At 75.1% G+C, this 25,666-nt stretch carries 25 protein-coding genes; 14 read left to right on the top strand and 11 right to left on the bottom strand.

The genetic code is table 11. From position 1 onward, the window contains the following. Nucleotides 1–13: 13 nt before the first annotated feature. Nucleotides 14–1,105 carry a glycerate kinase gene (locus BJ983_RS11205; protein WP_179793865.1) on the top strand — a complete coding sequence of 364 codons (1,092 nt, stop codon included), beginning with the start codon at nucleotides 14–16 and terminating at the stop codon, nucleotides 1,103–1,105. Here the strand turns inward: BJ983_RS11205 and BJ983_RS11200 are convergent. Further along, nucleotides 1,081–2,442, bottom strand: coding sequence for a PQQ-dependent sugar dehydrogenase (locus tag BJ983_RS11200; protein WP_179793864.1), 1,362 nt, complete (start codon nucleotides 2,440–2,442; stop codon nucleotides 1,081–1,083). The genes BJ983_RS11205 and BJ983_RS11200 overlap by 25 nt on opposite strands. Before the next feature lie 47 nt (nucleotides 2,443–2,489). Continuing rightward, nucleotides 2,490–2,735 (bottom strand): hypothetical protein, encoded by a 246-nt coding sequence (locus BJ983_RS11195; protein ID WP_179793863.1) that lies wholly within the window; start codon nucleotides 2,733–2,735, stop codon nucleotides 2,490–2,492. A gap of 137 nt (nucleotides 2,736–2,872) precedes the next feature. On the opposite strand from BJ983_RS11195, the gene glyA reads away from it, so the two are divergent. The 7 genes from glyA to BJ983_RS11160 are packed head-to-tail and all read left to right on the top strand — an operon-like array spanning nucleotide 2,873 to nucleotide 12,249. Further along, nucleotides 2,873–4,168 carry a serine hydroxymethyltransferase gene (gene glyA / locus BJ983_RS11190; RefSeq protein ID WP_179793862.1) on the top strand — a complete coding sequence of 432 codons (1,296 nt, stop codon included), beginning with the start codon at nucleotides 2,873–2,875 and terminating at the stop codon, nucleotides 4,166–4,168. Further along, entirely contained in the window at nucleotides 4,165–5,400 is a 1,236-nt protein-coding gene (locus BJ983_RS11185) for a sarcosine oxidase subunit beta family protein (RefSeq protein WP_179793861.1), read from the top strand. Before glyA ends, BJ983_RS11185 begins: the two co-directional genes overlap by 4 nt. A gap of 43 nt (nucleotides 5,401–5,443) precedes the next feature. Continuing rightward, a complete protein-coding gene (locus BJ983_RS11180; RefSeq protein WP_179793860.1) occupies nucleotides 5,444–5,740 on the top strand; it encodes a sarcosine oxidase subunit delta in 297 nt (98 codons plus the stop codon). After that, the gene (locus BJ983_RS11175) at nucleotides 5,737–8,490 is read left to right on the top strand and encodes a 2Fe-2S iron-sulfur cluster-binding protein (RefSeq protein WP_179793859.1); all 2,754 of its coding nucleotides are present in this window, start codon (nucleotides 5,737–5,739) and stop codon (nucleotides 8,488–8,490) included. Before BJ983_RS11180 ends, BJ983_RS11175 begins: the two co-directional genes overlap by 4 nt. Beyond that, a complete protein-coding gene (locus BJ983_RS11170) occupies nucleotides 8,483–9,112 on the top strand; it encodes a sarcosine oxidase subunit gamma (RefSeq protein ID WP_179793858.1) in 630 nt (209 codons plus the stop codon). Before BJ983_RS11175 ends, BJ983_RS11170 begins: the two co-directional genes overlap by 8 nt. A 15-nt stretch (nucleotides 9,113–9,127) precedes the next feature. Further along, nucleotides 9,128–11,602, top strand: a complete 2,475-nt coding sequence (locus BJ983_RS11165; protein WP_179793857.1) for a GcvT family protein — start codon at nucleotides 9,128–9,130, stop codon at nucleotides 11,600–11,602. A 29-nt stretch (nucleotides 11,603–11,631) separates the two neighbouring features. After that, nucleotides 11,632–12,249 carry a cyclodeaminase/cyclohydrolase family protein gene (locus BJ983_RS11160; RefSeq protein WP_179793856.1) on the top strand — a complete coding sequence of 206 codons (618 nt, stop codon included), beginning with the start codon at nucleotides 11,632–11,634 and terminating at the stop codon, nucleotides 12,247–12,249. 10 nt (nucleotides 12,250–12,259) lie between these two features. Here the strand turns inward: BJ983_RS11160 and BJ983_RS11155 are convergent, their stop codons facing one another. After that, nucleotides 12,260–12,928: an FCD domain-containing protein gene (locus tag BJ983_RS11155; protein ID WP_179793855.1), complete on the bottom strand. Its 669-nt coding sequence runs from the start codon at nucleotides 12,926–12,928 to the stop codon at nucleotides 12,260–12,262. A 96-nt stretch (nucleotides 12,929–13,024) separates the two neighbouring features. Between BJ983_RS11155 and BJ983_RS11150 the strand changes: the two genes are divergently transcribed. After that, the gene (locus BJ983_RS11150; protein ID WP_179793854.1) at nucleotides 13,025–14,398 is read left to right on the top strand and encodes an L-serine ammonia-lyase; all 1,374 of its coding nucleotides are present in this window, start codon (nucleotides 13,025–13,027) and stop codon (nucleotides 14,396–14,398) included. A 10-nt stretch (nucleotides 14,399–14,408) separates the two neighbouring features. Beyond that, nucleotides 14,409–15,257, top strand: coding sequence for a formyltetrahydrofolate deformylase (gene purU / locus BJ983_RS11145; RefSeq protein WP_179793853.1), 849 nt, complete (start codon nucleotides 14,409–14,411; stop codon nucleotides 15,255–15,257). A 25-nt stretch (nucleotides 15,258–15,282) separates the two neighbouring features. Here the strand turns inward: purU and BJ983_RS11140 are convergent, their stop codons facing one another. Genes BJ983_RS11140 through BJ983_RS11130 form a run of 3 tightly spaced genes read right to left on the bottom strand, consistent with a single transcriptional unit; the run spans nucleotide 15,283 to nucleotide 17,493 of the window. Next, nucleotides 15,283–16,077 carry an IclR family transcriptional regulator gene (locus BJ983_RS11140; RefSeq protein WP_179793852.1) on the bottom strand — a complete coding sequence of 265 codons (795 nt, stop codon included), beginning with the start codon at nucleotides 16,075–16,077 and terminating at the stop codon, nucleotides 15,283–15,285. 9 nt (nucleotides 16,078–16,086) lie between these two features. Then, on the bottom strand, nucleotides 16,087–16,302 hold the full coding sequence (locus BJ983_RS11135; protein ID WP_179793851.1) for a hypothetical protein: 216 nt from the start codon (nucleotides 16,300–16,302) through the stop codon (nucleotides 16,087–16,089). Between the two features lie 45 nt (nucleotides 16,303–16,347). After that, entirely contained in the window at nucleotides 16,348–17,493 is a 1,146-nt protein-coding gene (locus BJ983_RS11130; protein WP_179793850.1) for an aromatic ring-hydroxylating oxygenase subunit alpha, read from the bottom strand. A gap of 328 nt (nucleotides 17,494–17,821) precedes the next feature. Between BJ983_RS11130 and BJ983_RS11125 the strand changes: the two genes are divergently transcribed. Further along, nucleotides 17,822–19,009 carry an NAD(P)/FAD-dependent oxidoreductase gene (locus tag BJ983_RS11125; RefSeq protein ID WP_179793849.1) on the top strand — a complete coding sequence of 396 codons (1,188 nt, stop codon included), beginning with the start codon at nucleotides 17,822–17,824 and terminating at the stop codon, nucleotides 19,007–19,009. Between the two features lie 25 nt (nucleotides 19,010–19,034). Here BJ983_RS11125 and BJ983_RS11120 read toward each other — a convergent pair whose 3' ends face one another. Further along, nucleotides 19,035–20,468: an MFS transporter gene (locus tag BJ983_RS11120; RefSeq protein ID WP_179793848.1), complete on the bottom strand. Its 1,434-nt coding sequence runs from the start codon at nucleotides 20,466–20,468 to the stop codon at nucleotides 19,035–19,037. A gap of 235 nt (nucleotides 20,469–20,703) precedes the next feature. Between BJ983_RS11120 and BJ983_RS11115 the strand changes: the two genes are divergently transcribed. Together BJ983_RS11115 and BJ983_RS32245 are read left to right on the top strand one after the other, a co-directional pair. After that, nucleotides 20,704–21,060 (top strand): bifunctional 3-phenylpropionate/cinnamic acid dioxygenase ferredoxin subunit, encoded by a 357-nt coding sequence (locus BJ983_RS11115; RefSeq protein ID WP_179793847.1) that lies wholly within the window; start codon nucleotides 20,704–20,706, stop codon nucleotides 21,058–21,060. Nucleotides 21,061–21,091: 31 nt separating this feature from the next. Next, a complete protein-coding gene (locus BJ983_RS32245; protein WP_179793846.1) occupies nucleotides 21,092–21,949 on the top strand; it encodes a DUF2127 domain-containing protein in 858 nt (285 codons plus the stop codon). On the opposite strand, the gene BJ983_RS11105 is transcribed toward BJ983_RS32245, so the two are convergent. Continuing rightward, nucleotides 21,946–22,671, bottom strand: coding sequence for a TetR family transcriptional regulator (locus BJ983_RS11105; RefSeq protein WP_179793845.1), 726 nt, complete (start codon nucleotides 22,669–22,671; stop codon nucleotides 21,946–21,948). The genes BJ983_RS32245 and BJ983_RS11105 overlap by 4 nt on opposite strands. Before the next feature lie 25 nt (nucleotides 22,672–22,696). Then, the gene (locus BJ983_RS11100; RefSeq protein WP_179793844.1) at nucleotides 22,697–22,903 is read right to left on the bottom strand and encodes a hypothetical protein; all 207 of its coding nucleotides are present in this window, start codon (nucleotides 22,901–22,903) and stop codon (nucleotides 22,697–22,699) included. Between the two features lie 106 nt (nucleotides 22,904–23,009). On the opposite strand from BJ983_RS11100, the gene BJ983_RS11095 reads away from it, so the two are divergent. Beyond that, complete coding sequence (locus tag BJ983_RS11095) at nucleotides 23,010–23,945, top strand: NADP-dependent oxidoreductase (protein WP_343054027.1); 936 nt, start codon at nucleotides 23,010–23,012, stop codon at nucleotides 23,943–23,945. A 4-nt stretch (nucleotides 23,946–23,949) separates the two neighbouring features. On the opposite strand, the gene BJ983_RS11090 is transcribed toward BJ983_RS11095, so the two are convergent. Both BJ983_RS11090 and BJ983_RS11085 read right to left on the bottom strand, forming a co-directional pair. Continuing rightward, on the bottom strand, nucleotides 23,950–24,525 hold the full coding sequence (locus tag BJ983_RS11090; RefSeq protein WP_179793842.1) for a hypothetical protein: 576 nt from the start codon (nucleotides 24,523–24,525) through the stop codon (nucleotides 23,950–23,952). 113 nt (nucleotides 24,526–24,638) lie between these two features. Next, the gene (locus tag BJ983_RS11085; RefSeq protein WP_179793841.1) at nucleotides 24,639–25,631 is read right to left on the bottom strand and encodes an SDR family NAD(P)-dependent oxidoreductase; all 993 of its coding nucleotides are present in this window, start codon (nucleotides 25,629–25,631) and stop codon (nucleotides 24,639–24,641) included. Nucleotides 25,632–25,666 lie beyond the last annotated feature (35 nt).

Genomic DNA, 25,666 nt, shown 5'->3' with positions numbered 1-25,666 from the left:
GGAGGCTTCCCGGGTGCACGTCCTCGTCGCGCCGGACAAGTTCAAGGGTTCGCTGCCCGCCGTCGGGGTCGCCGAGGCGATCGCCCGGGCGCTCACCGACCACGGGCACACCGTCGAGCTCTGTCCCATCGCCGACGGCGGGGACGGGACGGTGGACGCCGCCGTCGCCGCCGGGTTCGAGCGCCGTGCGCTCACGGCCGCGGGGCCGACCGGGGAGCCGGTCGCCACGTCGTTCGCCCGCTCCGGGGACACCGCGGTCGTCGAGCTCGCCGACGTCTGCGGGCTGGTCCGGCTCCCCGGTGGGGTCCTCGAGCCGTACACGTCCTCCACACGCGGGCTCGGCGAGGTGGTCCGCGCGGCGCTCGACGCAGGGGCCGGGCGGATCGTCCTCGGGCTCGGCGGGAGCGCCTCGACCGACGGCGGCGCGGGACTGGCCCAGGCGCTCGGCGCGGTCCTGCGCGACGCCGACGGCCGGGAGCTGCCGCCCGGGACCGGGGGCGGGGGCCTGCCCGCCGTCGTGACCGCGGAGCGTCCGCCGCGCCTCGGGGCGACGATCGAGGTCGCCTGCGACGTCGACAACCCGCTCCTCGGCGAGCACGGGGCGGCCGCGGTCTACGGCCCGCAGAAGGGCGCCGGTCCCGACGACGTCGAGGCGCTCGACGCCGCCCTCGCGCACTGGGCGGAGGTGGTCGGGCCGGACCTCGCGGAGGTCCCCGGCGCCGGTGCGGCCGGGGGAGCGGGGTTCGGGCTCATGAGCCTGCTCGACGCCCGGTTGCGGCCGGGCTTCGACCTGGTCGCCGACCTGCTCGGCTTCGACGAGCGCCTCGCGCGCGCCGACCTCGTCGTCACCGGTGAGGGTCGGCTGGACGCCCAGACGCTGCGCGGGAAGGGCCCGGCCGGGGTCGCCGCCCGGGCCCGGGCCGCCGGGGTGGAGGTCCTCGCGGTCGCGGGCCGGGTCGACCTCGACGCGGCCGAGCTGGCCGCGGCGGGCATCGTCGGGACCGCGGCCCTGCTCGACCTCGAGCCCGACCTCGACCGCGCGCAGGCGCACGCGGCCGAGCTCGTCACCCGCGCCGTCGATCAGTTGCTGCGCGCGACCCGGTAGATCGCCCCGGCCCCGTCGTCGGAGACGTAGAGCGCACCGTCGGGACCGGGCACCGCCGCGACCGGGCGCCCCCAGCGCGAGCCGTCGGGGGCCTGGAAGCCGCCGACGAGCGTCCGCTGGTCGCCCATGCGGCCGCCCGACCACGGGAAGAACGAGACCTCCGGCGCGCGCGGAGCGGTCCGGTTCCAGGACCCGTGCACGCCGGCGACCGCGCCCTCGCCGAGCCCCGGCAGGTCCGCGAACGCGAGTCCGAGCGGCGCCGAGTGGGCGCCGAAGGTCTGCTCGAGCGGCGGGAGCGTGGAGCAGTCGAGCTTCGAGCCGTCGGCGTTGGTCTCGACGTCGCGGGTGAACGGCAGGTCCGCGTTCCGCATCGGCGAGTCGGCCTGGCCGGGTCGGACGTCGGGCTCCGGGTTGCAGTAGGGCCAGCCCAGGTCGCGACCGGGCGTGAGCGCGGCCAGCTCCTCCGGCGGGTGGTCGTTGACGTACTCGGGCAGCACCTGCCCGAACTGCGGGCCCGGCCACGGGTAGGCGATGTTGTCGCGGTTGTTCACGGCGGTCCACAGCCGGCCGTCGGGCGCGAACGCCAGGCCGGTGCCGTTGCGCACGCCGCGCGCGAAGACCTCCGGGGTGTTCGAGCCGGGTGGGACGCGCAGGATCGCGGCCCGCTGCGGGGTCGCGTCGCGGTCCTGCGGGGAGATGTTCGCGGTCGAGCCGACCGAGACGTACAGCGACCTGTCCGGGCCCACCACCACGGTCTTCAGCGCGTGCGCGTAGGCGCCGCGCAGGTCCGGGCTCTTGGCGTCGGGCAGGTTCGGCACCACGACGCGCTTGTTGGTGGCGGCGCCGTTCGCGTAGTCGTAGGCGGAGATCTGGTCGCTCTCGGCGACGTAGAGCGTCCCGCCGTCGAAGGCCATGCCGTGCGGCTGGGTGAGGCCCGAGAGCAGCGTCGACTGCTGCGGCGCGGCGCCGTTCGCGCCCGGGACGAGGCGGGCCACCTCACCGCTGCCCGGCAACGACACGAGCAGCGACCCGTCCGGCGCCCACGTCTCCAGGCGCGCCTTCGGCACCCGGGCCCACACCGACACCGTCCACCCGGGCGGGGTGAGCACCGAGCGCGGGCTGTCGAACGGGGCGTCGCCCATCCCGGCGGGCACGGTGACGGGGGACTGCACCAGCCCGTCCGGCGTGGCGGCGACGGGGGCCGTCACCGCCACCGGCGAGGGCGGGCTCCCGGGGGAGGACCCACCGTCGGAGGAACAGGCGGACACGAGGAGCAGCAGGGCGGCGGCACCGGCCAGGCCGAGACGGCGGGCGCGCGCGTGACGGGGTGCGGTCATGGCACCCGCCAGCCTGACCGCTGCGCCCCGCGACCACCACTCGGGGCTCAGTCCACCGGTCGGAACTCCGCCCACAGCGCCCCGGGCTCCTCCACCGCACTGGCCCGCAGCGCGTAGCCGTGGCGCGCGGCCACCTCCGCCGCCGCGTCCCGGTCGGCCGCGCGGATGGTGCAGCCCAGTGCGCGGTCGGGAGTGGCCCGCGCGCGCAGCCAGCGGTCCAGCCGGGCGACCTCGTCGAGGCCCCGGCCGGGGGTCCTGCCGGTCTGGATCCCGGTCGTCGTCCCGGTCGTCATCGTGGCTCCTCCTGCGTCGTCTTCCGAGGTGTCACCCGGTCGCCGTGAGGTCGCGGCGTGACGAGTGTTGACCCTCGTCGGCAGCCGTGTCTACAGTCCTCGGCAGTTGATATATCAGTCGGCGAGCGGGAGCGACGATGAGCACGACGACGGTGGGGACGGGGCCCCGCGCGGCCCTCGACGGGTCCCTGGCGGAGGTCGATCCCGAGGTGCACGCCGCGGTCGCCCGGGAGCTCGACCGGCAGCACGGCACGCTCGAGATGATCGCCAGCGAGAACTTCGCGCCGCTCGCGGTGATGGCGGCGCAGGGCTCGGTGCTCACCAACAAGTACGCCGAGGGCTACCCGGGCCGCCGGTACTACGGCGGGTGCGAGCACGTCGACGTCGTCGAGACCCTCGCCATCGAGCGGCTCAAGGACCTCTTCGGCGCCGAGTACGCGAACGTCCAGCCGCACTCCGGTGCGCAGGCCAACGCCGCGGTCATGGCCGCGCTGCTGACGCCGGGCGACACGATCCTCGGGCTGGACCTCGCGCACGGCGGGCACCTCACCCACGGCATGCGCCTGAACTTCTCGGGCCGGCTCTACGACGTCGCCGCCTACCACGTGCGGGCCGACGACCACCGGGTCGACCTGGACGAGGTCGCCCGACTCGCCCGGGAGCACCGCCCCAAGCTGATCATCGCCGGGTGGTCGGCCTACCCCCGGCAGCTCGACTTCGCGGCGTTCCGGCGGATCGCCGACGAGGTCGGTGCGTACCTGATGGTCGACATGGCCCACTTCGCCGGGCTCGTCGCGGCCGGGCTGCACCCCTCGCCGGTGCCGCACGCGCACGTCGTCACCTCGACCACGCACAAGACGCTCGGCGGCCCGCGCGGCGGCGTGATCCTCGCGGCGGACCGCTCCCTGGCCAAGGCGCTCAACTCCGCGGTCTTCCCCGGCCAGCAGGGCGGCCCCCTCGAGCACGTGATCGCCGCCAAGGCCGTCGCCTTCAAGCTCGCGGGCACCCCCGAGTTCCGGGAGCGCTGCGAGCGCACGCTCGCCGGCGCCCGCGTCCTCGCCGAGCGGCTGCTCACCGAGCCCGGCGTCGGGGTGGTCTCCGGCGGCACCGACGTGCACCTCGTCCTGGTCGACCTGCGCGACCACGTGCTCGACGGCAAGCAGGCCGAGGACCGGCTGCACCGCGTCGGGGTCACGGTCAACCGCAACGCCGTCCCGTTCGACCCCCGGCCCCCGATGGTCAGCTCCGGCGTGCGCATCGGCACCGCCGCGCTCGCGACCCGCGGGTTCACCGTCTCCGACTTCCGCGAGGTCGCCGACGTCGTCGCCCGCGCCCTGCGCCCCGACGTCACCGAGATCGAGCTCGACGCCCTGGCCTACCGCGTCGCCGCGCTGGCCGACCGCCACCCCCTCTACCCGGAGCTGCAGTCATGACGAGCACCGTTCCCCCCGGCGCCGCGCTGCCCGAGCACCCGGACTTCCTCTGGCGCACGCCCGAGCCGAAGAAGACCTACGACGTGGTCATCGTCGGCGGCGGCGGGCACGGCCTGGCCACCGCCCACTACCTCGCGCAGAAGCACGGCATCACGAACGTCGCCGTGCTGGAGCGCGGGTGGCTGGCCGGCGGCAACATGGCCCGCAACACCACGCTGATCCGCTCGAACTACCTGTGGGACGAGTCGGCCGCGATCTACGAGCACTCCCTCAAGCTCTGGGAGGGCCTCGAGGACGACCTCGGCTACCCGATCCTGTTCAGCCAGCGCGGCGTGCTCAACCTCGCCCACACCGAGCAGGACGTCCGCGACTCGGTGCGCCGGGTGGAGGCCAACCGCCTCAACGGGATCGACGCCGAGTGGCTCGGCCCCGACGAGGTCGCCAAGATCTGCCCGATCGTCAACGTCTCCGACGACATCCGCTACCCCGTGCAGGGCGCCACCTACCAGCCCCGGGCCGGGATCGCGAAGCACGACTACGTCGCCTGGGGCTTCGCCCGCCGCGCCGACGCCGCCGGCATCGACATCATCCAGAACTGCCAGGTCACCGACTTCGTCGTCGACGGCGACCGGGTCACCGGCGTCCGCACCACCCGCGGCGACATCGGCTGCGGCACCGTGGCGCTCTGCGCCGCCGGGCACACCTCGGTGCTGCTCGACCGGCTCGGCGTGCGGACCCCGCTGCAGTCCCACCCGCTGCAGGCGCTCGTCTCCGAGCTGCTCGAGCCGGTCCACCCGACGATCGTCATGTCCAACGCCGTCCACGTGTACGTCTCGCAGGCCCACAAGGGCGAGCTCGTGATGGGCGCGGGCGTCGACGGCTACAACGGCTACGGCCGGCGCGGGGCCTTCGGGGTCATCGAGCGCCAGATGGCCGCCGCCGTCGAGCTCTTCCCCGTGTTCGCCCGCGCCCACCTGCTGCGCAGCTGGGCCGGCATCGTCGACGTCACCCCCGACGCCAGCCCGATCGTCGGCCACACGCCCTACGAGAACGTGCTGGTCAACGCGGGCTGGGGCACCGGCGGCTTCAAGGCGACCCCGGGCATCGGCTGGGCCTTCGCCGACACCGTCGCGCACGGCCGCCCGCACCCGCTCGTCGCCCCCTTCGCCCTCGAACGGTTCGTCACCGGCGCGCTCGTCGACGAGCACGGCGCCGCCGGCGTCGCGCACTGACCCGTTCCCGCACCGACCCCGTCGCACCCACCCGGAGACCACCGTGCAACTGATCACCTGCCCCTGGTGCGGGCCGCGCGAGGAGAACGAGTTCCGCTACGGCGGCCAGGCCGGCCTCGAGTACCCGGCCGACCCCGCCGCGCTCGACGACGAGCAGTGGGCCCGGTTCGTCTTCTTCCGCGACAACCCCGAGGGCGCGTTCGCGGAGCGCTGGTGCCACGACGCCGGGTGCCGCCGCTGGCTGCGCGCCGTGCGCGACACCCGCACCTACGTCTTCGCCGAGACCCGTCCCTACGGGTCCTTCCCCCGTCGCTCCGCTCGCCCCGAGAGGTCCGCATGAGCCGCGTCGACGGATACGGCCGGGTCGACCGGTCCCGCACCGTGTCGTTCACCTTCGACGGGGTCGGCTACACCGCCCACCCCGGCGACACCCTCGCCTCCGCGCTCCTCGCGCACGACGTCGTCGCCCTGGGCACGAGCGTCAAGCTCGGCCGTCCCCGTGGCGTCGTCGGCGCCTGGACCGAGGACCCGGGCGGCCTCGTCCAGATCGAGGAGCCCTTCCCCGAGCCGATGCTGCTCGCCACGACCGTCGAGGTCACCGAGGGCCTCGTCGCCCGCGGCGTGCCCGGCCAGGGACGCCTCGCGGAGGTCGGCGACACCGCCCGCTACGACCACCGGCACGTCCACTGCGACGTCCTCGTCGTCGGTGCCGGCCCGGCCGGGCTCGTCGCCGCGCGCACCGCGGCCCGGGCGGGGCAGGACGTGGTGCTCGTCGACGACCGGGCGACCCCCGGCGGCACCCTGACCGGCACCGAGACGATCGACGGCCGTCCCGCGGACGAGTTCGTGGCCGACGTCGTCGCCGAGCTGGCGGCCGCCCCCCACGTCACGCACCTGCAGGCCACCACCGCCTTCGGGCACTACGACGACGGGTTCGTGCTCGCCCTCGAGCGCCGCGGCGAGGGTGGCCCCGGGCCCCGGCAGCGGGTGCACCGCATCCGGGCCGGCCGCGTGGTCGTCGCCGCCGGCGCGATCGAGCGGCCGATCGTCGTCGAGGACGGCGACCGACCCGGCGTCATGCTCGCCTCCGCCGCGCGCGACCTGCTGCACCGGTACGGCGTCCTCGCCGGGCGCGAGGTCGTCGTGTTCACCGTCGACGACAGCGCCTACGCCGCCGCGCTCGACCTGCACGCGGCCGGGGCCTCGGTCCGGGTCGTCGACGGACGGCCGCAGGCCCCCGCGGGCTGGGCCCGGCGGTGCGCCGAGGCCGGCGTGCCCGTCGAGGCCGGCACCGACGTCCGCGGCACCGTCGGGGAGCGGCGGGTCGAGGCCGTGCTCGTGGGGGAGGACCGCCGGGCGGTGCCCTGCGACCTGCTCCTGCTCGCCGGCGGGTGGAACCCCACCGCGAACCTGTTCAGCCACGTCGGCGGACCGCTGCGCTGGGACGCCGGGCTCGTCGCCTTCCGGCCCGCCGGGGACCTCCCGCGCACCGCCGTGGTGGGCGCGGCGAACGGCGCCTACGCCCTGGCCGACGTGCTCCGGGAGGCGGGCGGCGACGACGCGCCGACCGCCCGGCCCGAGGAGATCACCCCGCGCGCGCTGCTCTGGCGCACCCCGGGCGACCCGGCCCGCCAGTTCGTCGACATCGCCCGGGACGCGACGGTCGCCGACGTCGCCCGCGCCGTCGGGGCCGGGATGACCTCGGTCGAGCACGTGAAGCGCTACACCACGATCGGCACCGCCCACGACCAGGGCAAGACCTCCGGCGTGCTCGCCTCGGGCATCACCGCGGAGCTCCTCGGCCGCCCGGTGGAGGCGATGGGCACCACGACCTTCCGGCCGCCGTACACGCCGGTGCCGTTCGCGGCCCTCGCGGGCCGGGACCGCGGCGACCTGTTCGACCCGGTGCGCACGACGCCCGTCCACCACCGGCACGTCGAGGCCGGGGCGGTGTTCGAGGACGTGGGGCAGTGGAAGCGGGCGCGGTACTACCCGCACCCGGGGGAGGACATGACCGCGGCGGTACTGCGGGAGTGCGCGGCCGTGCGGGACGCGGTCGGCATGATGGACGGCTCGACGCTCGGCAAGATCGACGTGCGCGGGCCGGACGCCGGGGTGCTGCTCGACCACCTCTACACGAACCTGATGAGCACGCTGAAGGTCGGCCGCGTGCGCTACGGCGTGATGTGCGGCCACGACGGCATGGTGGTCGACGACGGGACGGTGCTCCGCCTCGCCGAGGACCGGTTCCTCGTCACCACCACCACCGGCAACGCCGCCCACGTGCTGGACACGATGGAGGAGTGGCTCCAGACGGAGTGGCCCGACCTGCGCGTGCGGCTGACCTCGGTCACCGAGCAGTGGTCGATCCTCGCGGTCGCCGGCCCGCGGTCCCGCGACGTCGTCGGTCGCGTGTTCGCCGACGTCGACGTCTCGAACGACGCCTTCGGCTTCATGACCTGGCAGGACACCGTCCTCGACGGCGTGCCGGTGCGCCTGGCGCGCATCTCCTTCTCCGGCGAGCTCGCCTTCGAGGTCAGCGTCGCCTCCTGGTACGCCGCGCCGCTGTGGGACCGGCTCCTCGCCGCGGGCGCCGAGTACGGCATCACGCCCTACGGCACTGAGACGATGCACGTCCTCCGCGCCGAGAAGGGCTACCCGATCATCGGGCAGGACACCGACGGCACCGTCACGCCGCACGACCTCGGGATGTCGTGGGCGGTCTCGAGGAAGAAGCCCGACTTCGTCGGGAAGCGCTCCTTCGCCCGCCCGCTCAACGCCGACCCGCAGCGCAAGCACCTCGTCTCGCTGCTCCCCACCGACGCGACGACGACGCTGCCCGAGGGCTCGCAGGTCGTCGCCCTTCCCGACGACGGGCGGCTGCCGCCGCCCCCGGTGCCGATGCTCGGCCACGTCACCTCCAGCTACCGCAGCGCCGCTCTCGGGCGGCCGTTCGCCCTGGCCCTGGTCCGAGGAGGTCGGGAGCGCATCGGCGACGTCGTCGCCGTCCCGATCGGCGACCAGCTCGTGTCCGTGGAGATCGGCGGCCCCGTCCTGGTCGACCCCGAAGGAGCCCGTCGTGATGGCTGAACTGACCAGCGGGGTCGAGCTCCGCTCCGCTCCGTCTCCCACCGTCCTCACCCGACGCCACCCGCTGGAGAGCCGGCGGGCGACGCTCGAGGCCCTCACCGGCGACCCGACGCTCACACTCGAACCGCCGGTCAGCGTCGTCGACCTGCGCGTCGACCCGGAGCCGGGGGCGCTCGCCGCCCTCGGCGCGGCGCTCGGCGGGGTGCTCCCGCACCCGGCCGACGCCTGGACCGCCCTCGCGGACGGGCAGGCCCTGCGCCTCGGCCCGGACGAGTGGCTGCTCACCGACGCCACGGCGACCCCCGAGCGCTGGGAGGACCGCGTGGACGCCCTCGCGGCGCCCTTCGGCGGGATGGCCGTGGACGTCACCGCGCAACGCGTCGGGGTCCGGCTGCAGGGCCGCTCGGCCCGCGAGCTGCTGGCGTCCAGCTGCTCGCTCGACCTCCGCCCGACCCGGTTCGGCCGGGGCCGCTGCGCGCAGACGCTGCTCGGCCAGGCCGCCGTCCTGCTCGTCGCCCACGGCGACGACGACCTGGTCGTGCTCGTCCGCACCTCGTTCGCGGGCTACGTCGTCGACCGTCTCGTCGACGCCGCCCGGTCCCTCGCACCCGCCTCCGCCTGACTGGAGAGAGACGCCATGGCCACCCCCCCCCGCGTCGTCGTCATCGGGGCCGGGATCGTCGGCGCCAACCTGGCCGACGAGCTCACCGCCCGCGGCTGGACCGACGTGACCGTCCTCGACCAGGGGCCGCTGCCGCTCGCCGGGGGGTCCACCTCCCACGCGCCCGGTCTGGTCTTCGCCACCAACGCGTCGCGGACCATGACCCGGTTCGCCACCTACACCAAGGAGAAGTTCTCGGCGCTGGACGTCGACGGCGCCTGGTGCTTCAACCCGGTCGGTGGCCTCGAGGTCGCGACCACCCCGGAGCGGCTCGCCGACCTGCACCGCAAGCAGGGCTGGGCCACCTCCTGGGGGGTCGGGGCGGAGGTCGTCGACGCGCAGCGCTGCCTCGAGCTGCACCCGCTGCTCGACCCCGACCAGGTCCTCGGTGGCCTGCACACCACGGACGACGGCCTGGCCAAGGCCTCCCGCGCGGTCGTCGCCCTCATGCGGCGCGCGCAGGCCCGGGGGGCGGTGTTCCGCGGGTCGACCCGAGTGACCGGCGTGTCCCAGCAGGGCGGTCGGGTGACCGGGGTGCGGACCGACGCGGGCGAGGTGCCCGCCGACGTCGTCGTGTCGTGTGGCGGGTTCTGGGGCCGGGCCCTCGGCGAGCTGGTCGGGATGAAGGTGCCGCTGCTCCCGCTCGCCCACCAGTACGTGTTCACCGGCCAGGTCCCCGCGCTCGTCGGCCGCAACGACGCCGACGTCGAGGCCCGGCTGCCGATCCTGCGTCACCAGGACCAGGACCTCTACTACCGCGAGCACGACGACCGGCTCGGCATCGGTTCCTACGCGCACCGGCCCATGCCGGTCTCGCTGGACGAGCTGCCCGAGGTGCAGGGCGGCGACATGAGCGAGTCCCGCCAGCCCTCGATGCTGCCGTTCACCGAGGAGGACTTCGCCCCCCAGTGGGAGCACAGCCGGACGCTGCTGCCCTCGCTGCGCGACTCGAAGATCGACACCGGGTTCAACGGCATCTTCTCCTTCACCCCCGACGGCGGGCCACTGATCGGCGAGTCGCCCGAGGTGGCCGGCTTCTGGATCGCCGAGGCGGTGTGGGTCACCCACTCCGCCGGGGTCGCGCGGAGCGTCGCGCAGCTGCTCGTCGACGGCCGCAGCGAGATCGACCTGCACGGCTGCTCCGTGCACCGGTTCGAGGAGTTCGAGACCACCGACGAGTTCGTCTCCGAGACCGCCCAGCAGAACTTCGTCGAGATCTACGACATCGTGCACCCGCTGCAGCCCCGGCTCTCGCCGCGCGACGTCCGGGTCAGCCCGTTCCACGCGCGCCAGAAGGAACTGGGCGCGGTGTTCCTGCAGTCCCATGGCTGGGAGCGCCCGCACTGGTACGAGGCGAACGCCCCGCTCGTCGCGGACCTCCCGCCCGAGTGGGCCCCGCCCGCGCGCGACCCGTGGGCGGCGCAGTTCCACTCGCCGATCGCCGCGGTCGAGGCGTGGCGGACCCGCACGGCGGTGGCGATGTACGACATGACGCCGCTGACGCGGGTCGAGGTGAGCGGGCCGGACGCCGTCACGATGCTCGACGGGATCACCACCGGGAAGATGGACAAGTCCGTCGGCTCCGTGACCTACACGCTCGCCCTCGACGCGGCGGGCGGCATCCGCAGCGACCTGACGGTGGCGCGGCTGGGGGAGCAGGAGTTCCAGGTCGGCGCGAACGGCCCGCTCGACGTCGAGTACCTCCAGCGGGTCGCGGCCGCGTACCCCGGCGTGCGGGTCCGCGACGTCACCGGCGGCACGTGCTGCATCGGTGTGTGGGGCCCCCTCGCCCGCGACCTCGTCCAGCCCCTCACCCCGGCCGACCTCTCGCACGAGGGCCTCAGGTACTTCCGATCGGTCCGCGCCGTGATCGCCGGTGTGCCCGTCGTCGCGATGCGGCTGTCCTACGTGGGCGAGCTCGGCTGGGAGATCTACACCGGCGCTGAGTACGGGCAGCGGCTCTGGGACGCCCTCTGGCGGGCCGGGCAGCCGCTCGGCGTCGTCGCGGCCGGGCGGGCCGCCTTCAACAGCCTGCGTCTGGAGAAGGGCTACCGCGCCTGGGGTACCGACATGTCCACCGAGCACGACCCGTACGAGGCCGGGGTCGGGTTCGCGGTGCGCCCGCAGACCAAGGGCGACTTCGTGGGGCGGGACGCCCTCGCGGGGCGTAGCGCGGAGACGGCGGGCCGGCGGCTGACCTGCCTGACCGTCGACGACGGGCGCAGCGTGGTCCTCGGCCACGAGCCGGTGTACGTCGACGGCGAGCCCGCCGGCCACGTGACCTCGGCGGCCTTCGGGCACACCGTGGGCCGCCCGATCGCCTACGCCTGGCTGCCCGCCGGGCTGGAGCCCGGGGACGCGGTGGACATCCGGTACTTCGGGGCGTCCGTGCGGGCGACCGTGGCGGCCGAGCCGCTCGTCGACCCGGAGATGACCCGGATCCGGCGCTGAGCCGGGTCCACCGTCACGAGGAGCCAGCCGTGCGCACCGAGACCATCGAGGGGTACCTCGCGGGGGCGGCGGCGCGCGCCCCCGTACCGGGCACGGGTCCCGGCGCCGCGCTCCACGCGGCGCAGGGTGCGGCCCTGGTCGCCGCGGTGGCGCGGTCGTCGGCCGGCGGGCGGCCCGCCGCGTCCGACGTCGCCACCCGGACCCGGGACCGCTGCGACGAGCTCCGGGAGCTCGCGCTGGACCTCGCGGCCGAGGACGGCCGGGTCGCCGCCGGGGTGGCGGCGGTGCCACGACCCGACGACGGGGGCCACGAGGATGCCGACGACGCGGAGCTCCGGCGCGCGGAGGCGCTCCTCGCCGCCGGTCGGCTCGCGGTGCGGGTGATCGGGGTGACCGAGCAGGTCCTCACGCTCGCCGAGGTGCTGCGGCCGGTCGGCGGTCGCCCGGCGGCCCCGGGCATCGCGGCCGCGGCCGAGGTGCTGCGGGCGGCGGCGGGCACGGCCCGGGTCAACGTCGAGGTCGCCCTCACCGGGATCACCGACCCCGCCGTCCGGGAGGAGCTGCTCGACGCCGTCGAGCACGTCGACGACCTGGTCCTGCGCGCCGCGAAGGTGACGGCCGCGGTGCGGGAGCAGATCGTGCGGTGACCCCTCCCGGTCAGATGACCGCGCGGACCGCCTTCTCGAAGCCCTGGACGTGCTGGCGGGCGCGGCGGGCCGCGGCGTCGCCGTCCCCGTCCGCGATCGTGCGCAGGAGGCCCGCGTGCTCCTCGACGTGGGAGACGAAGTCCGACATCCGGTCGAGGAACAGGCAGAAGATGCGGGTCGCGAGGTTGTCGTAGCGCACCAGCGTGTCCTCGAGGTGCGGGTTGCCCGCCGCCCGGTAGATCGCCCGGTGGACGCGGAGGTCCCAGCGCATGAGCTCGTCGCGGGTGAGGGTCGGCACGTCGAGGGCCTCGGTCGCGTCGGCGAGCGCGCGCAGCTCGTCGCGCACGTCGGCGGTGGAGACGTCGGCGGCCCGGCGGGCGGCGAGCGGCTCCAGCTGCACCCGGATCTCGGAGATGTAGGCCAGGTCGGTGATGTCCACCGCGGTGGCGAACGTGCCGCGGCGGGCGTAGGAGACCACCAGCCGGTCGACCTCGAGGCGCTTGAGGGCCTCCCGCACCGGGGTGCGTCCGACGCCGAGGGCGGCGACCAGGCCGACCTCGTCGATGGGGGACATCGGGGGGATGTCCAACATGATCAGCCGGTCCTGGATGGCCGCATAGGCCTGTTCGGACAGCGACAGCGGACCACGGGCGGTCGGTGCTTCCGGGAGGACGGTCACCTCCCGATCATAGCGGTGGTGCGCGCAGTCTTCACAAGCACGTCGGCAACTCATATATTAGTCGCGTACGAATGGCGCGAGCGGGCGGGAGATCTCGTGAGCATCTCGGTGTTCGACCTGTTCAAGGTCGGTATCGGCCCCTCGTCCTCGCACACGGTCGGCCCGATGCGGGCGGCGTACCTGTTCGCCGCCCGCCTGCGGGGCGCCGGGGCGCTCGGCCGCGTGGCCGGGGTCCGCTGCGAGCTGTTCGGCTCGCTGGGGGCCACCGGACACGGGCACGGGAGCGTCCCCGCCGTCGTGCTGGGTCTGCTGGGGGAGCAGCCGCACCTCGTCGACCCGGCGGCCACCGGTCCCCTCGTCGCCGCGGTGCGCACGGAGGGCTCCCTCCTGCTCGCCGGCAAGCACCCGATCGCCTTCGACGTCGACACCGACGTCGTGCTGCACCGCGCGGCGACGCTGTCCTTCCACAGCAACGGGATGGTCTTCACCGCGCTGGACGCCGACGGGGACGTGGTGGACCGGCGCGAGTACTACTCGGTCGGCGGCGGCTTCGTCCTCGACGAGGACGAGACGGGACGGCCGGTGCTGCGCGAGGCGGAGGTCCCCGTCGCCCACCCCTTCGCCACCGGCGACGAGCTGCTCACCCGGGCACGCGCCGCCGGCCTGCGGATCAGCGACGTGGTCCTCGCCAACGAGGCGTCCTGGCGGCCCGAGGCCGAGACCCGGGCGGGGCTGCTGCACCTGTGGTCGGTGATGCGGGAGTGCGTCGAGCGCGGCGCCTCGACCGAGGGCGTGCTCCCCGGTGGCCTGCGGGTCCGGCGCCGCGCCGCGGCCATGCGCCGCCGGCTCGAGCAGGACGCCGCCGCCGGGCACGACACGCAGCCGGGCGACCACGTGGCCCTCTGGGCGCTCGCGGTCAACGAGGAGAACGCCGCGGGCGGGCGGGTGGTCACCGCCCCGACCAACGGCGCGGCCGGCATCGTGCCCGCGGTCCTGCACCACGCCGCGCAGGTGCTGCCCGGGTTCTCCGACGACCACGTCGTCCGCTTCCTGCTCACCGCCGGCGCCGTCGGGATGCTGTTCAAGCGCAACGCGTCGATCTCGGGCGCCGAGGTCGGCTGCCAGGGCGAGGTCGGCTCGGCCTGCTCGATGGCGGCGGCCGGCCTCGCGGAACTCCTCGGGGGCACGCCGGAGCAGGTGGAGAACGCCGCCGAGATCGGCATCGAGCACAACCTCGGGCTGACCTGCGACCCGGTGGGCGGCCTCGTCCAGATCCCCTGCATCGAACGCAACGCGGTGGCGTCGATGACCGCCGTCACCGCGGCCCGCATCGCCGTGCGCGGCGACGGCGCGCACCACGTCTCGCTGGACCGGGCCATCCGGACCATGCGGGAGACCGGGGCCGACATGTCGGTCAAGTACAAGGAGACGGCTCGCGGGGGTCTCGCCCTCACCGTCGTGGAGTGCTGAGGAGACGATCGTGAGCGACACCCTGACCCTCACCCTGAGCTGCCCGAACCGCAGTGGCATCGTCCACGCGGTGGCGAGCCATCTCGCCGCCCGAGGCTGCGACATCGTCGAGCACCAGCAGTTCGACGACGCGGTGCGCCGCCGGCTGTTCATGCGCACCGAGATCGCCGTGCCGGACGGCACGACGGTCGACGAGGTCGCCGCGGGGTTCGACGCGGTCGCCGCCGCGTTCGACATGGAGCACACGTTCCACCCGGCCCGCCCCGTCCGGGTCCTCGTCATGGTCTCGAAGCTCGGGCACTGCCTGAACGACCTGATCTTCCGGTGGCGCTCCGGCTCGCTGGGCGCGGAGCTGGTCGGCGTCGTGTCCAACCACGAGGACCTGCGCCCCATGGCCGAGGCGGCCGGGCTGCCGTTCGTCCACCTGCCGGTCACACCGGCGACGAAGGCCGACGCCGAGGCCGGGCTCCTCGAGGTCGTCCGGCGGCTGGACGCGGAGCTGGTCGTGCTCGCGCGCTACATGCAGGTCCTCTCCGACCGGACGTGTACCGCCCTGCGGGGCCGCGCCATCAACATCCACCACTCGTTCCTGCCCGGCTTCAAGGGCGCCAAGCCCTACCACCAGGCGTACGACCGCGGGGTGAAGCTCGTCGGGGCGACCGCCCACTACGTCACCGCCGACCTCGACGAGGGCCCCATCATCGAGCAGGAGGTGATCCGGATCGACCACTCCTACGACCCGCACGCCCTGCAGATGGTCGGGCGGGACGCCGAGGCCCTCGCGCTGTCCCGCGCCGTGCGCTGGCACTGCCAGCACCGGGTGCTCCTCGACGGCCACAGCACCGTCGTCCTGCGCTGACCCGTCGTCCGGCGCCGATCCGTCGTCAGGAGGTGTGGCCGAGCTTCGCGGAGAGCTCGGCCGCGGCCTCCCGGAGCTCGCCGACGACGGCGCGGGCCCGGCGGCGGGGCAGCCGGTAGGCCGGGCCGGTCACCGACAGGGACGACCCGACGGAGCCGTCGCCGGAGAACACCGGGACGGCGACCGCGTGCATCCCCACCTCGAGCTCCTCGAAGGAGCGGGCGTGGCCCTCGTCGAACACGCGCGCGAGCTCGATCCGCAGCGCGGGCGCCGACACGATCGTCTCCTCGGTGAACCGCTCCAGGGGGCGACGCAGCACCCGCCGGCGGTCCGCCGGATCCATCCACGCGAGCAGCACCTTGCCCGCCGAGCTCGCGTGCAGCGGGGTCCGGCGGCCCACCCAGTTCTCGCTGACGACGGAGGCCGTCCCGCTCTCCTGCGCGACGGTGATCCCCGCCTCGCCGTCGCTGACCGCGATGTTCACCGTCTCGCCGAGCGACTCCGCGAGGCGCTGGCACACCGGCCGGCCGAGGCGCGAGACGTCGAGCCGCGCCGTCGCCGCGGCCGCGAGCCGGATCAGCCCGAAGCTGAGCGCGTACTTCTTCCGGTCGCCGTGCTGCTCGACCAGGGACCGGCGCTCCAGCGCCGCGACCAGGCGCGACGCCGTGGACTTGTGCACGTCGAGGGCCGCCGCGATCTCGGAGATCCCGCACTCGCCGTGCTCGGCGACGATCTCCAGGACGGTCATCGCGCGGTCGACCGACTGGACCGCGCCGACCCGGGGGGTCGCCCCGGACGCGGCAGCGGTCGGCTCGGACATCCGCGGAGGCTATCTGCCCTGGTCGGCCGACCGGCCGGACCCGTCCGGCCCGTCGGCGCCGTCGAGGGCGCGCGCGAGGTCGCGGAGGAGGAAGGGCAGGCGCCCCGCGCACCGCGGGCAGACGCAGTCGCTGCCGTGGACGGCGAGCTGGTCGGCGACCGCGAAGGCGTCGGCGAGGGGTTCGGGGGCGAGGGGACGGGAGGTGGGGTCCGGGTCGGCGCTCATGGCTCGTCTCGTCGGCAGGGGTGGGGTGGAGGTGGGGGAGCGGCGTCAGCCGACGCGCTCGCGGACCCAGTCGTGGAACTCGCCGATGTGGTGCTCACTGGGCACGAGCACCCCGCCGCGCGCGTAGGAACGCGAGTCCATCGACACCTGGCAGCGCTCGCAGGCCTCGAAGTCCTGCTGGTTGACCCGGTGGAAGAGTTCGACGGAGCGGTCGAGGTCGGCACCCGAGGCGACGACCTCGGGGAGGTAGAGCCAGTCGCAGACCACGAGGGTCCGGTCCGCGGAGAGCGGGAACATCCGGTGCAGGACCACGTGGTCGGGCACCAGGTTGATGAAGACCTGCGGGCGGACCGTGATCGCGTAGTAGCGGCGGTCCTGCTCCGCGGCGACGCCGGGCAGCCGCGCGAGACCCGCCGAGCCGTCGACGGTGAAGCCCGCGACGTCCTCGCCGAACTCCGCGCCGTGCCCGACGAAGTACTGGGCGGCGAGACCGTCCGCGAACTCGGGGAGCACCTCGGTCAGCTCCGGGTGGATCGTGCCGCAGTGGTAGCACTCCATGAAGTTCTCGACGATCTGCTTCCAGTTCGCCGCGACGTCGTAGGAGATGCGCCGGCCGAGCTGCAGGCCGGCGACGTCGTAGCCGACGATGGCCTCGGGGGAGCCGAGCCGGGTGGTGACGTCCGCGATCACGGTGTCGGCGAACGACGGCGGCTCGTCGGCGAGGCAGACCCAGACGTAGCCGAGCCACTCCTGCACCGCGACGCGGTTCAGCCCGTACTCGCGGCGGTCGATGTCGGGCATCGAGGCGATGTTCGGGGCCGAGATGAGCTTGCCGTCGAGGCCGTAGGTCCAGGCGTGGTAAGGGCACTGGAAGGAGCGCCGGACCGAGCCCTTCTCCTCGGTGCAGAGCCGGGCACCGCGGTGCCGGCACACGTTGAGGTAGGCGTGCACGTCGCCGGTCCGGCCGCGGGCGACGATGACGCTCTCGCGGCCGACCTGCACGGTCTCGAAGTCGCCCGCCGTCGGGATGTCGGCCGCGAGGACGGCGCAGAACCAGCCCTCCTCCAGGATCAGTGCCTGCTCGGCCGCGAAGATCGCGGGATCGGTGTAGTACCGCCCCGGCAACGTGGCCCGGAGGCTCTCGGGGAGCTGGGTGTCGGCGATCGACCCGACGTACTCACCAGTGGTCATCGTGCGTGCTCCTCGACGAGGGGTCGGCCCGGGTGGGCGACGGATCCGGAGAATCGGAACCGCGGTGTCCCTGTTGCGTGATACGGAACTACTGTTCTCATCGCGCAACGAGCACGGTCCAGGTCGGGAAGGACCCGTGTCAAGGCCTGCTCGGTCACCGGACGTTCCGTCCGTCCGACGACGGGTCCTTGACGGGGCCGGGGGCCGTATCGCACGGTTCGTGTTGCGCATGAAGGATCACGCGCGCTCAGGACGCAACGTCGGTCCTTCCGGTGCCGCGGCCCCGTGTCGCGCCGCGGTCTCCCTCCCCCGTCGGTGAGGAGTACGCATGAAGACCATCGCGATCGTGGGGGCCTCCGTGGCCGGGGTGCGCGCGGCGCAGGCCCTGCGGCAGGCCGGGTTCGACGGTCGGCTGACCCTGCTGGGCGACGACCCGCACGCCCCCTACGACCGGCCGCCCCTGTCGAAGGCCTACCTGGCCGGGCGGAGCGACGAGGCGGACCTCGCGCTGCTCGACGACGACGACCTCGCCGACCTGTCGCTGGACCTGCGCGCGGGGGTGCGCGCCGTCGCGCTCGACACCGCGGCGGGCCGCGTGCGCTGCGACGACGGCACGGAGCTCGGCGCGGACGGCGTCGTGGTCGCCACCGGGGGGTCCGCCCGGCGGCTGCCCGGCACGGAGGACGTCGGGGGCGTGCACGCGCTGCGCACGCTCGACGACGCCCGCGCGCTGCGGGCGGAGCTCGTGCCGGGCGCGCGGGTGGTCGTGGTCGGGGGCGGGTTCATCGGGGCCGAGGTCGCCTCGACGTGCCGGGCACTCGGCCTGCCGGTCACGGTGCTCGACGGGCTCCCCACGCCGCTGTCGCCGGTCCTGGGGGAGACCCTCGCCCGCCCCTGCGTGGCCCTCCACGCCGAGCACGGCACCACGCTGCACACCGGCGCCGCGGTCGAGGGGCTCGCCACGGCGTCGACGGCCGACGGCGGCCGTCGGGTGACCGGGGTGCGCCTGCGCGACGGGCGGGAGGTCCCGGCCGACGTGGTCGTGGTCGGCGTCGGCATCACCCCGAACACCGGGTGGCTGCAGGGCTCGGGGGTCAAGGTCGACCAGGGGGCGCGCACCGACGACGGCATGGTGACCGACGTGCCCGCCGTCGTGGCCGTGGGCGACGTCGCCCGCTGGTCCCGGGGCCCGGCGTCGCACCGCCACGAGCACTGGACCAGCGCGGGGGAGCAGGCCGCGGTGGCGGCGGAGAACCTGCTGGCGGGCGCCACGGTCCGCACGGTGGCGCCCTCGGGCTACGTCTGGTCGGAGCAGTACGGGCGGATGCTCCAGCTCGCCGGGCACCCCGATCCCGCGGACGAGGTCGAGATCCTGCACGGCGACGTCGACGAGCGGCGCTTCGTCGCCCGCTACCGTCGCGCCGACGGCACGACGACGGGCCTGTTCGCCATGGCCGACCCCCGCACGTTCGGCCGGCTGCGCCGGACCGAGCTGCCGCGTCCCGCGACCCGCTGACGCGCGCCTCGAGGATGCGCCGGGATCAGTCCCGGGGGTGTTCCAGGAAGACCCCGTCGGGCGACCGCTCGGGGAGCGGCAGGTCCGCGCTCGAGGCGAGCGGCCGGGCACCGGCGAGCGGTCGTCCGGCGCTCTCCTCGAGGAAGGCCACGCTGACGATCCCGACGACCCCGGCCGCGACGAGGAACCAGCCGGCCCAGTCCAGGTAGCCGGTCGCGGCCGTGAGCGCCGCGATGGCGGTCGGCGAGGTCCCGGCGAAGACCGACACCGCGATGTTGAAGGTGAGCGCCAGGCCGCCGTAGCGCACCAGCGTCGGGAAGACGGCCGGCAGCGTCGAGGGCGCCACGGCGGCGAAGCAGACGAGGCACGTCCCCATGAGTGCGAGCCCGCCCACCTGGCCGGCCAGCCCCTGGCGCAGCAGCCACACCGACGGCAACCCGGTGACGACGAGGGCGATGCTGCCGGTGAGGAGGATCGGGCGGCGCCCGACGCGGTCGCTGAGCCGCCCGAGGCCGGTGATCACCGCCAGCATGCCCAGCATCACCGCGACCTGCAGACCCGTCGCCACAGCGCTGCCGCTGCCGGCCTCGCCGTACTCCACCAGCGTGCTCGTGAGGTACGTGGGGACATAGCTGGTCATGACGTAGTTCGCCACGTTCCAGGCGACGACGAGGCCGCCGGCGACGAGCACCCCCCGGCGGTAGCGGACGAGCACGATCCGCAGCGCGCGCCGCAACGGCATGCCGGACAGCGCGGGGGAGCGGTCCATGAGCTGGCGGAACGCCGGGGTGTCCTCGAGGCGCAGCCGCAGGTAGATGCCCGTGATCCCGAGCGGGAGCGCCAGCATGAAGGGGAGCCGCCAGCCCCAGGAGAGCAGCGCCTCGTCGGGCAGCAGTGCGATCACCGTGGCGCTCGCGCCCGCGCCCAGCGTGTAGCCGGTCAGCGTCCCGAACTCCAGCCAGCTGCCGAAGAAGCCGCGGCGCCGGTCGGGCGCGTACTCCGCGATGAGGGTCAGCGCCCCGGTGTACTCCCCGCCCGCGGAGAAGCCCTGCAGCATGCGGACGACCAGGACGAGGATCGGGGCGGCGATCCCGAGCGTCCCGTGGCCGGGCACGAGACCGAGCAGCAGGGTGGCCGCCGCCATCAGCACGACGGTGGCCGAGAGGACCTTCGTCCGCCCGATGCGGTCCCCGAGCGGTCCGAAGACCAGTCCGCCGAGGGGGCGCATGACGAACGCCGCCGCGAAGGCCCCGAGGGTGTAGACCGCCGCCCAGGGGCCCGCGTCGGGGAAGAAGACCCGGCTCAGCACCGTCCCCGCGAGGTAGGAGTAGAGGCCGAAGTCGTACCACTCCGCGACGTTCCCGACGGCCGCGGCCGTCGTCGCCCGCCGCAGCACGTACTCGCCCTCGACGGCGGGCAGTGGGCCCCCGGAGCGCCAGAGGTGCGGCCGGTCGACCATGCGCCTCCCCCCGACGGGCACGGGGCGGACCCCGGTTCGCGGCCCGCAGTGTGTCACCCCGGCGGCGCCGGGGTGGCCGACCCACTGACATATCAGTCGAGTACCAGCCGTGTCATCCAATGGCAACAGACGGGCACGGAATCGTCGCGTGTACCTCTTGACGGTGCTTCGCGCCATCGTCACGCTGGTGTTGCGGATAGCAAGACCGGGTGCGCCTTACGCAACAGGAGCGGACATGATCTACGTGGGAGAGCTCGCCGACATCCCCGAGGGCGAGTCGGTCCGGGTGGAGGGGACGGTCGCCATCGCGGTGTTCCACGCCGAGGGCGAGCTGTTCGCCATCGACGACACGTGCACCCACCAGGACGCGTCGCTCTCCGACGGGTTCCTCGAGGGGTGCGCGGTGGAGTGCCCGCTGCACGCCGCCTGCTTCGACCTGCGGACCGGCCGGCCGGACGGACCGCCCGCGAAGAAGCCGGTCCGCACCCACGCGGTGTCGGTCACCGACGACGGGCAGGTCTGGGTGCAGGAGACCGTGCCGGCCGTCGCGGGGTCCGCCGTGGCGGCCCCGATGGAGGCCGTCGCGGTGTAGGGCCGGGCCGCCCCCGGCCTACGATCACCGGGTGACGCGTCAGGCCGTGGTCCACCGCCCCCCGGGCACCGTGCCCCCGGCCCGGTTCCGCCCGCGCTTCCACTACGAGCTCATCACCTGCGGCCTGCGGGGCCACGCCCTGCTCGGCACCGACGCCGCCGCACTCGGGTCGCCCGACCCCGGGTTCGAGGTCGACCAGGTGGTGCGCGAGGGCGACGGGTGCCGCTGGCACCGCTGCCTGCGGTGCGACTCGTGGGTGCCGCTGCCCCCGCCGTCCGCCCCCATCCGCGACCGACTGCCCGCGCGCGACGAGGTGGACCTGCCGCTGCGCGGCCGGGCCCTGCGCGACCGGTTCGTCCTGCGCCTCATCGCCCTCGACCGGCTGCTGCACTTCGTGGGGCTCGGGCTCGCCACGGCCGCGGTGTTCGTCTTCCTCGCCGACCGTGCCGCCCTGCGGACCCCGTTCTTCGCCGTGCTGGAGACGTTGCGGGACTCGCTCGGGTTCGGCGACAGCCTGCGCGACGGGATCCTCGGCGAGGTGACCAGCGCCTTCACCGCGCAGGACCGGACCATCGTCCTGGTCGGGGTGGCCCTGGGGGCCTACGCCCTGCTCGAGGGGGTCGAGGCACTCGGCCTGTGGTGGGGCCGGCGGTGGGCGGAGTACCTCACGCTCGTCGCGACCTCGGTGCTGCTCGTGCCCGAGATCTACGAGCTCTCCGTCCGGGTCACCCCGACGAAGGTGATCGCCCTGGTGGTCAACGTCGCCGTCGTCGTCTACCTGCTCGTGGCGAAACGGCTGTTCGGCCTCCGGGGCGGCGCGGCCGCCGAGGAGGCCGCACGGGCCGCGGACCAGGGCTGGGAGGCCCTCGCCCGCACCACGCCCGCCTAGGGTTCCCGGGCCGCGCGGTAGCGCTCGCCGTCCGGCCACGGCCGGTCCCGCCACCCGGACGCGGCCCATCGTGCGGACCACTCCTGGCACGTGAGGATCGGGACCAGGCCCTCCCACGACTCCGACATCCGCGTCCAGAGGGCCTCCGGACCGTCGGCGATGCTGTAGTTCCCGGACGCCACCGCGACGATCGCGCGGGCGGCCCGCACCGGGTCGACGCCCGGCGCCAGCAGCCCCGCCGCCTCGGCCTCGTGCAGCCGCTCCGCGGTGGCCTCCTCCCACCCGGTGAGCCACGCGGTGCGGTGCTCGCGGAGATCGGGTTCGGAGATGGCCCGGCTGATGCCCCGCACCAGGGGGTCGTACATCCAGCGGGCCACGTAGGCGTCGGTCTCGAGCAGCAGCCGCCACATCGGGTCCAGCTCCCGGGCGCCGATCTCGTCGACGAGGAGCAGCCACGAGGCGCACACCTCGATCAGCAACGCCTCGGCCAGGGCCTGCTTGGACCGGAAGTGGAAGTACAGCGCGCCCTTGGTCAGGCCGGCGACCGCGAGGATGTCGCTCAGCGCGGCCCCGCGGTAGCCCTGGGCGTCGAACACCGTGGCCGCCGCGAGCAGCAGACGACGGCGGGTCCGGCGGGTCCGTTCCCCGACCGCCTCGTCCGCCCAGGCGGAGACGGGGACGGGGAGCTCCGGGACCGTCGGCGCGGACTCGGAGGACGTCACGCGCGTATCGTACGGTCCCGGACGATCACGCCCGGCGCAGGGCGTGGCGCGGCGCGCGCTCCTCGCGGGCCGCCGCGAGCAGGGCGAGGACGGTGCGTGCGCCCGACGGCGGCGCGGTCGGGGTCCCGGTGAAGGTCAGCATCGTCGGCGCCCCCTCCTCCGGTCGCCGGGCCCACCGGTCGACCTCGTCGAAGATCGGGGTGCCGCGGAACGCGTCGACGTCGGAGGACATGGCGGTCGACGGTGCCACCCTCGCGGCGCCGGGCCCAGCGACGTCATCACAACGGGGATCGGCGTCCGTCCGTCGGGGGAAGCCCCGGCGCATGCGAGCAGTCGGAGTGACGGAGTTCGGTGGGCCGGAGGCCCTGCACGTCGTCGAGCTGCCGGACCCGGAGCCGGGCCCGGGTGAGGTGGTCGTGGACGTCGCGGCGGCCGCCGTGAGCCCGACGGACACGTACGTCCGCAACGGGGCGCGGGCGGAGACGCTGCGCCGGGACCCGCCGCCGTACGTGCCGGGCATGGACGTCGCGGGCACGGTGGCCGCGCTGGGTCCCGACACCGCGGACGCGGGCCTCGCCGTCGGCGACCGGGTGATGGGCATCGTCGTGCCGTCCGGCGCGCACGGCGGGTACTCGTCGCGGATCGCGCTGCCCGTCGACTCGGTCGCGCCGGCCCCCGCGGACGCCGACGACGTCGAGGCCGCCACGCTGCCGATGAACGGGCTCACCGCACGGCTCGCCCTCGACCTCCTGGCGCTGCCCGCAGGCGCGACGATCGCCGTCACGGGCGCGGCGGGAGCGTTCGGCGGCTACGTGGTCCAGCTCGCCCGCGCGGAGGGCCTCCGGGTGGTGGCGGACGCGTCGGAGGCCGACGAGGACCTCGTGCGCGGCCTCGGCGCGGACGTCGTGGTCCGGCGGGGCGACGGGGTCGCCGACCGGATCCGGGAGGCGGTCGGCGGCGGGGTCGACGGCATCGCCGACGGGTCGCTGCAGACCGACGACCTGGTGCCCGCGCTGGTCGACGGTGGTCGGATCGCGACCGTCCGGGGCTACGCCGGCCCCGAGGGCGGCAGCGGGCGCGGGATCACCTGGCACCCGGTGTGGGTGCGGGACTACGCCCGCAACCGGACCGCCCTCGACCGGCTGCGCGAGCAGGTGGAGTCCGGCGTGCTGACGCTTCGGGTCGCGGACACCGTGCCCGCCGAGCAGGCGGCGGAGACCCACCGGCGGCTCGAGGCGGGCGGCGTCCGCGGGCGCCTCGTCATCACGTTCTGAGCCGTCAGAAGGTCGGCAGGGTCGCGACGACGAGGAGCGCGGCCACCCCGAGCAGCATCCCGACCGCGGCGAGCGGTCGGCGTACCGGGGCGCGCAGGCCGAACGCCCCGGCAACGACCCCCACGAGCGCGATCGCGAGGCCGAGGAAGCCGTCCCAGGAGAGCGCCATGCTGCCGAAGGCCAGCGGGCGCAGGCCCACGAGCAGGGCCAGGATCCCCAGGACGAGCGAGAACGCCGCGGCGGGGTTGCCCGGGGTGGCGGGGTCCTCGACGTCGTCGACGATGGGGGCCCAGCCGCCGGTGGGGGGCGGGTGGCCGTGGCCGTACCCGGGCGGGCCCTGCCGCGGCATCCCGGGCGGCGGCACGAACGGCGGTCCCATCGGCGGCGGTCCCATCGGCCGCGGTCCCATCGGCCGCGCTCCGGACGGCGGCCCGACGTGCGGCGGCCCGGACGGCGCCCCGGCCTGCGGCGGGACGACCGGCGGTCCGGAGGGCGGCCCGGACGGCGACGGTCGTCGGTCCCGCACCGCCCCGGTGTCGTGCTCGCCCGGTCCGGGCAGCTGCGGTGCTTCCTGGCTCATGCCTCGCCCCCGATGGCGCCGGCGGCCCCGCTCCGACGCGGGTCCCTCGACCGGCGCATCGTCGGCGGGGCCGTCGGTGTTAACCGGAGGGACCGATCCGGGTGAACCGACCCTCAGCGGGCCTCGGCGTCGTGCGTGGCATCCACGCACAGCGTCCACAGCGCGGCCCGCTCGGCGGCGGTCTCCTCGCCGAACAGGTAGTGCGTCGGACGGGGCGCGCGGTCGTGCCAGAAGAGCCCGCTGCAGTGGCCGGGCTCGACCGCGGCCTGCAACCACACCGCGGTGTCGGCCCCCTGCTCCGCAGTGCGCAGCAGCGGGCCGGTGAGGCGGTGGAAGCCGGGCAGCGAGTCGGCCACACCGGGGGTGTCGGCCCAGCCGGGGTGCATGCTGTGGACCACCACGCCGGCGGCGGCGAGGTCGTCGGCGAGCAGCTCGGCCAGCACCACCTGCATGCGCTTGGTCCGGGCGTAGGCGGCCCCGCCGGAGTACCGGCCCTCGGTGTACTCCGGGTCGTCGGTGCGCAGCGAGGCGGTGTACATGCCCCCCGACGAGACGAACACGACGCGGGCGGGGGTGCCGGGGCGGTCCGGCGGCGACCCCGCCCGCAGCAGCGGCAGCAGTTCGCGGGTCAGCAGGAACGGCGCGAGGACGTGGGTGGCGAGGCAGAGCTCGTGGCCCTGCGGGGTCTCGACCCGTTCCGCGGGCAGCACCCCGGCGTTGTGCACCAGGCCGTGCAGGGCCAGCAGACGGTCGCGGGCGTCGAGCGCGTAGCGCCGGACGTCGGCGAGGTCGGACAGGTCGCAGCGGGCGACCGTGACCCGGGCCTGCGGGTGCGCCGCGAGGATCTCCTCCCGGGTGGCCTCGCCCCGCTTCCGATCCCGGACGACGAGCTCCACCGCGGCGCCGAGCCCGGCGAGACCGACGGCCGTGGCGGTCCCGAGCCCGGAGCTGGCGCCGGTCACCGCGATCGTGCGGCCGGCGAGGGCGTCCGGGGCGAGCGCGGGCCAGCCCGCGGAGCGGGCGAGGTAACCGAGCTTGGAGTACCCGGGGACGACGAGGCGGTCGAGCGCGGCGTCGACCAGGCGCGGGAGTCGCGGGAACGGCACGGGGCGAGAGCCTACGGGCGCCCCGCCCCCCGTCG

Origin of the sequence: Actinomycetospora corticicola (genome assembly GCF_013409505.1) — a bacterium.
Taxonomy (GTDB): Bacteria; Actinomycetota; Actinomycetes; order Mycobacteriales; family Pseudonocardiaceae; genus Actinomycetospora; species Actinomycetospora corticicola.
Note: the sequence above shows the minus strand (reverse complement) of the source record. Positions and strands in the feature narration are given on the sequence as shown.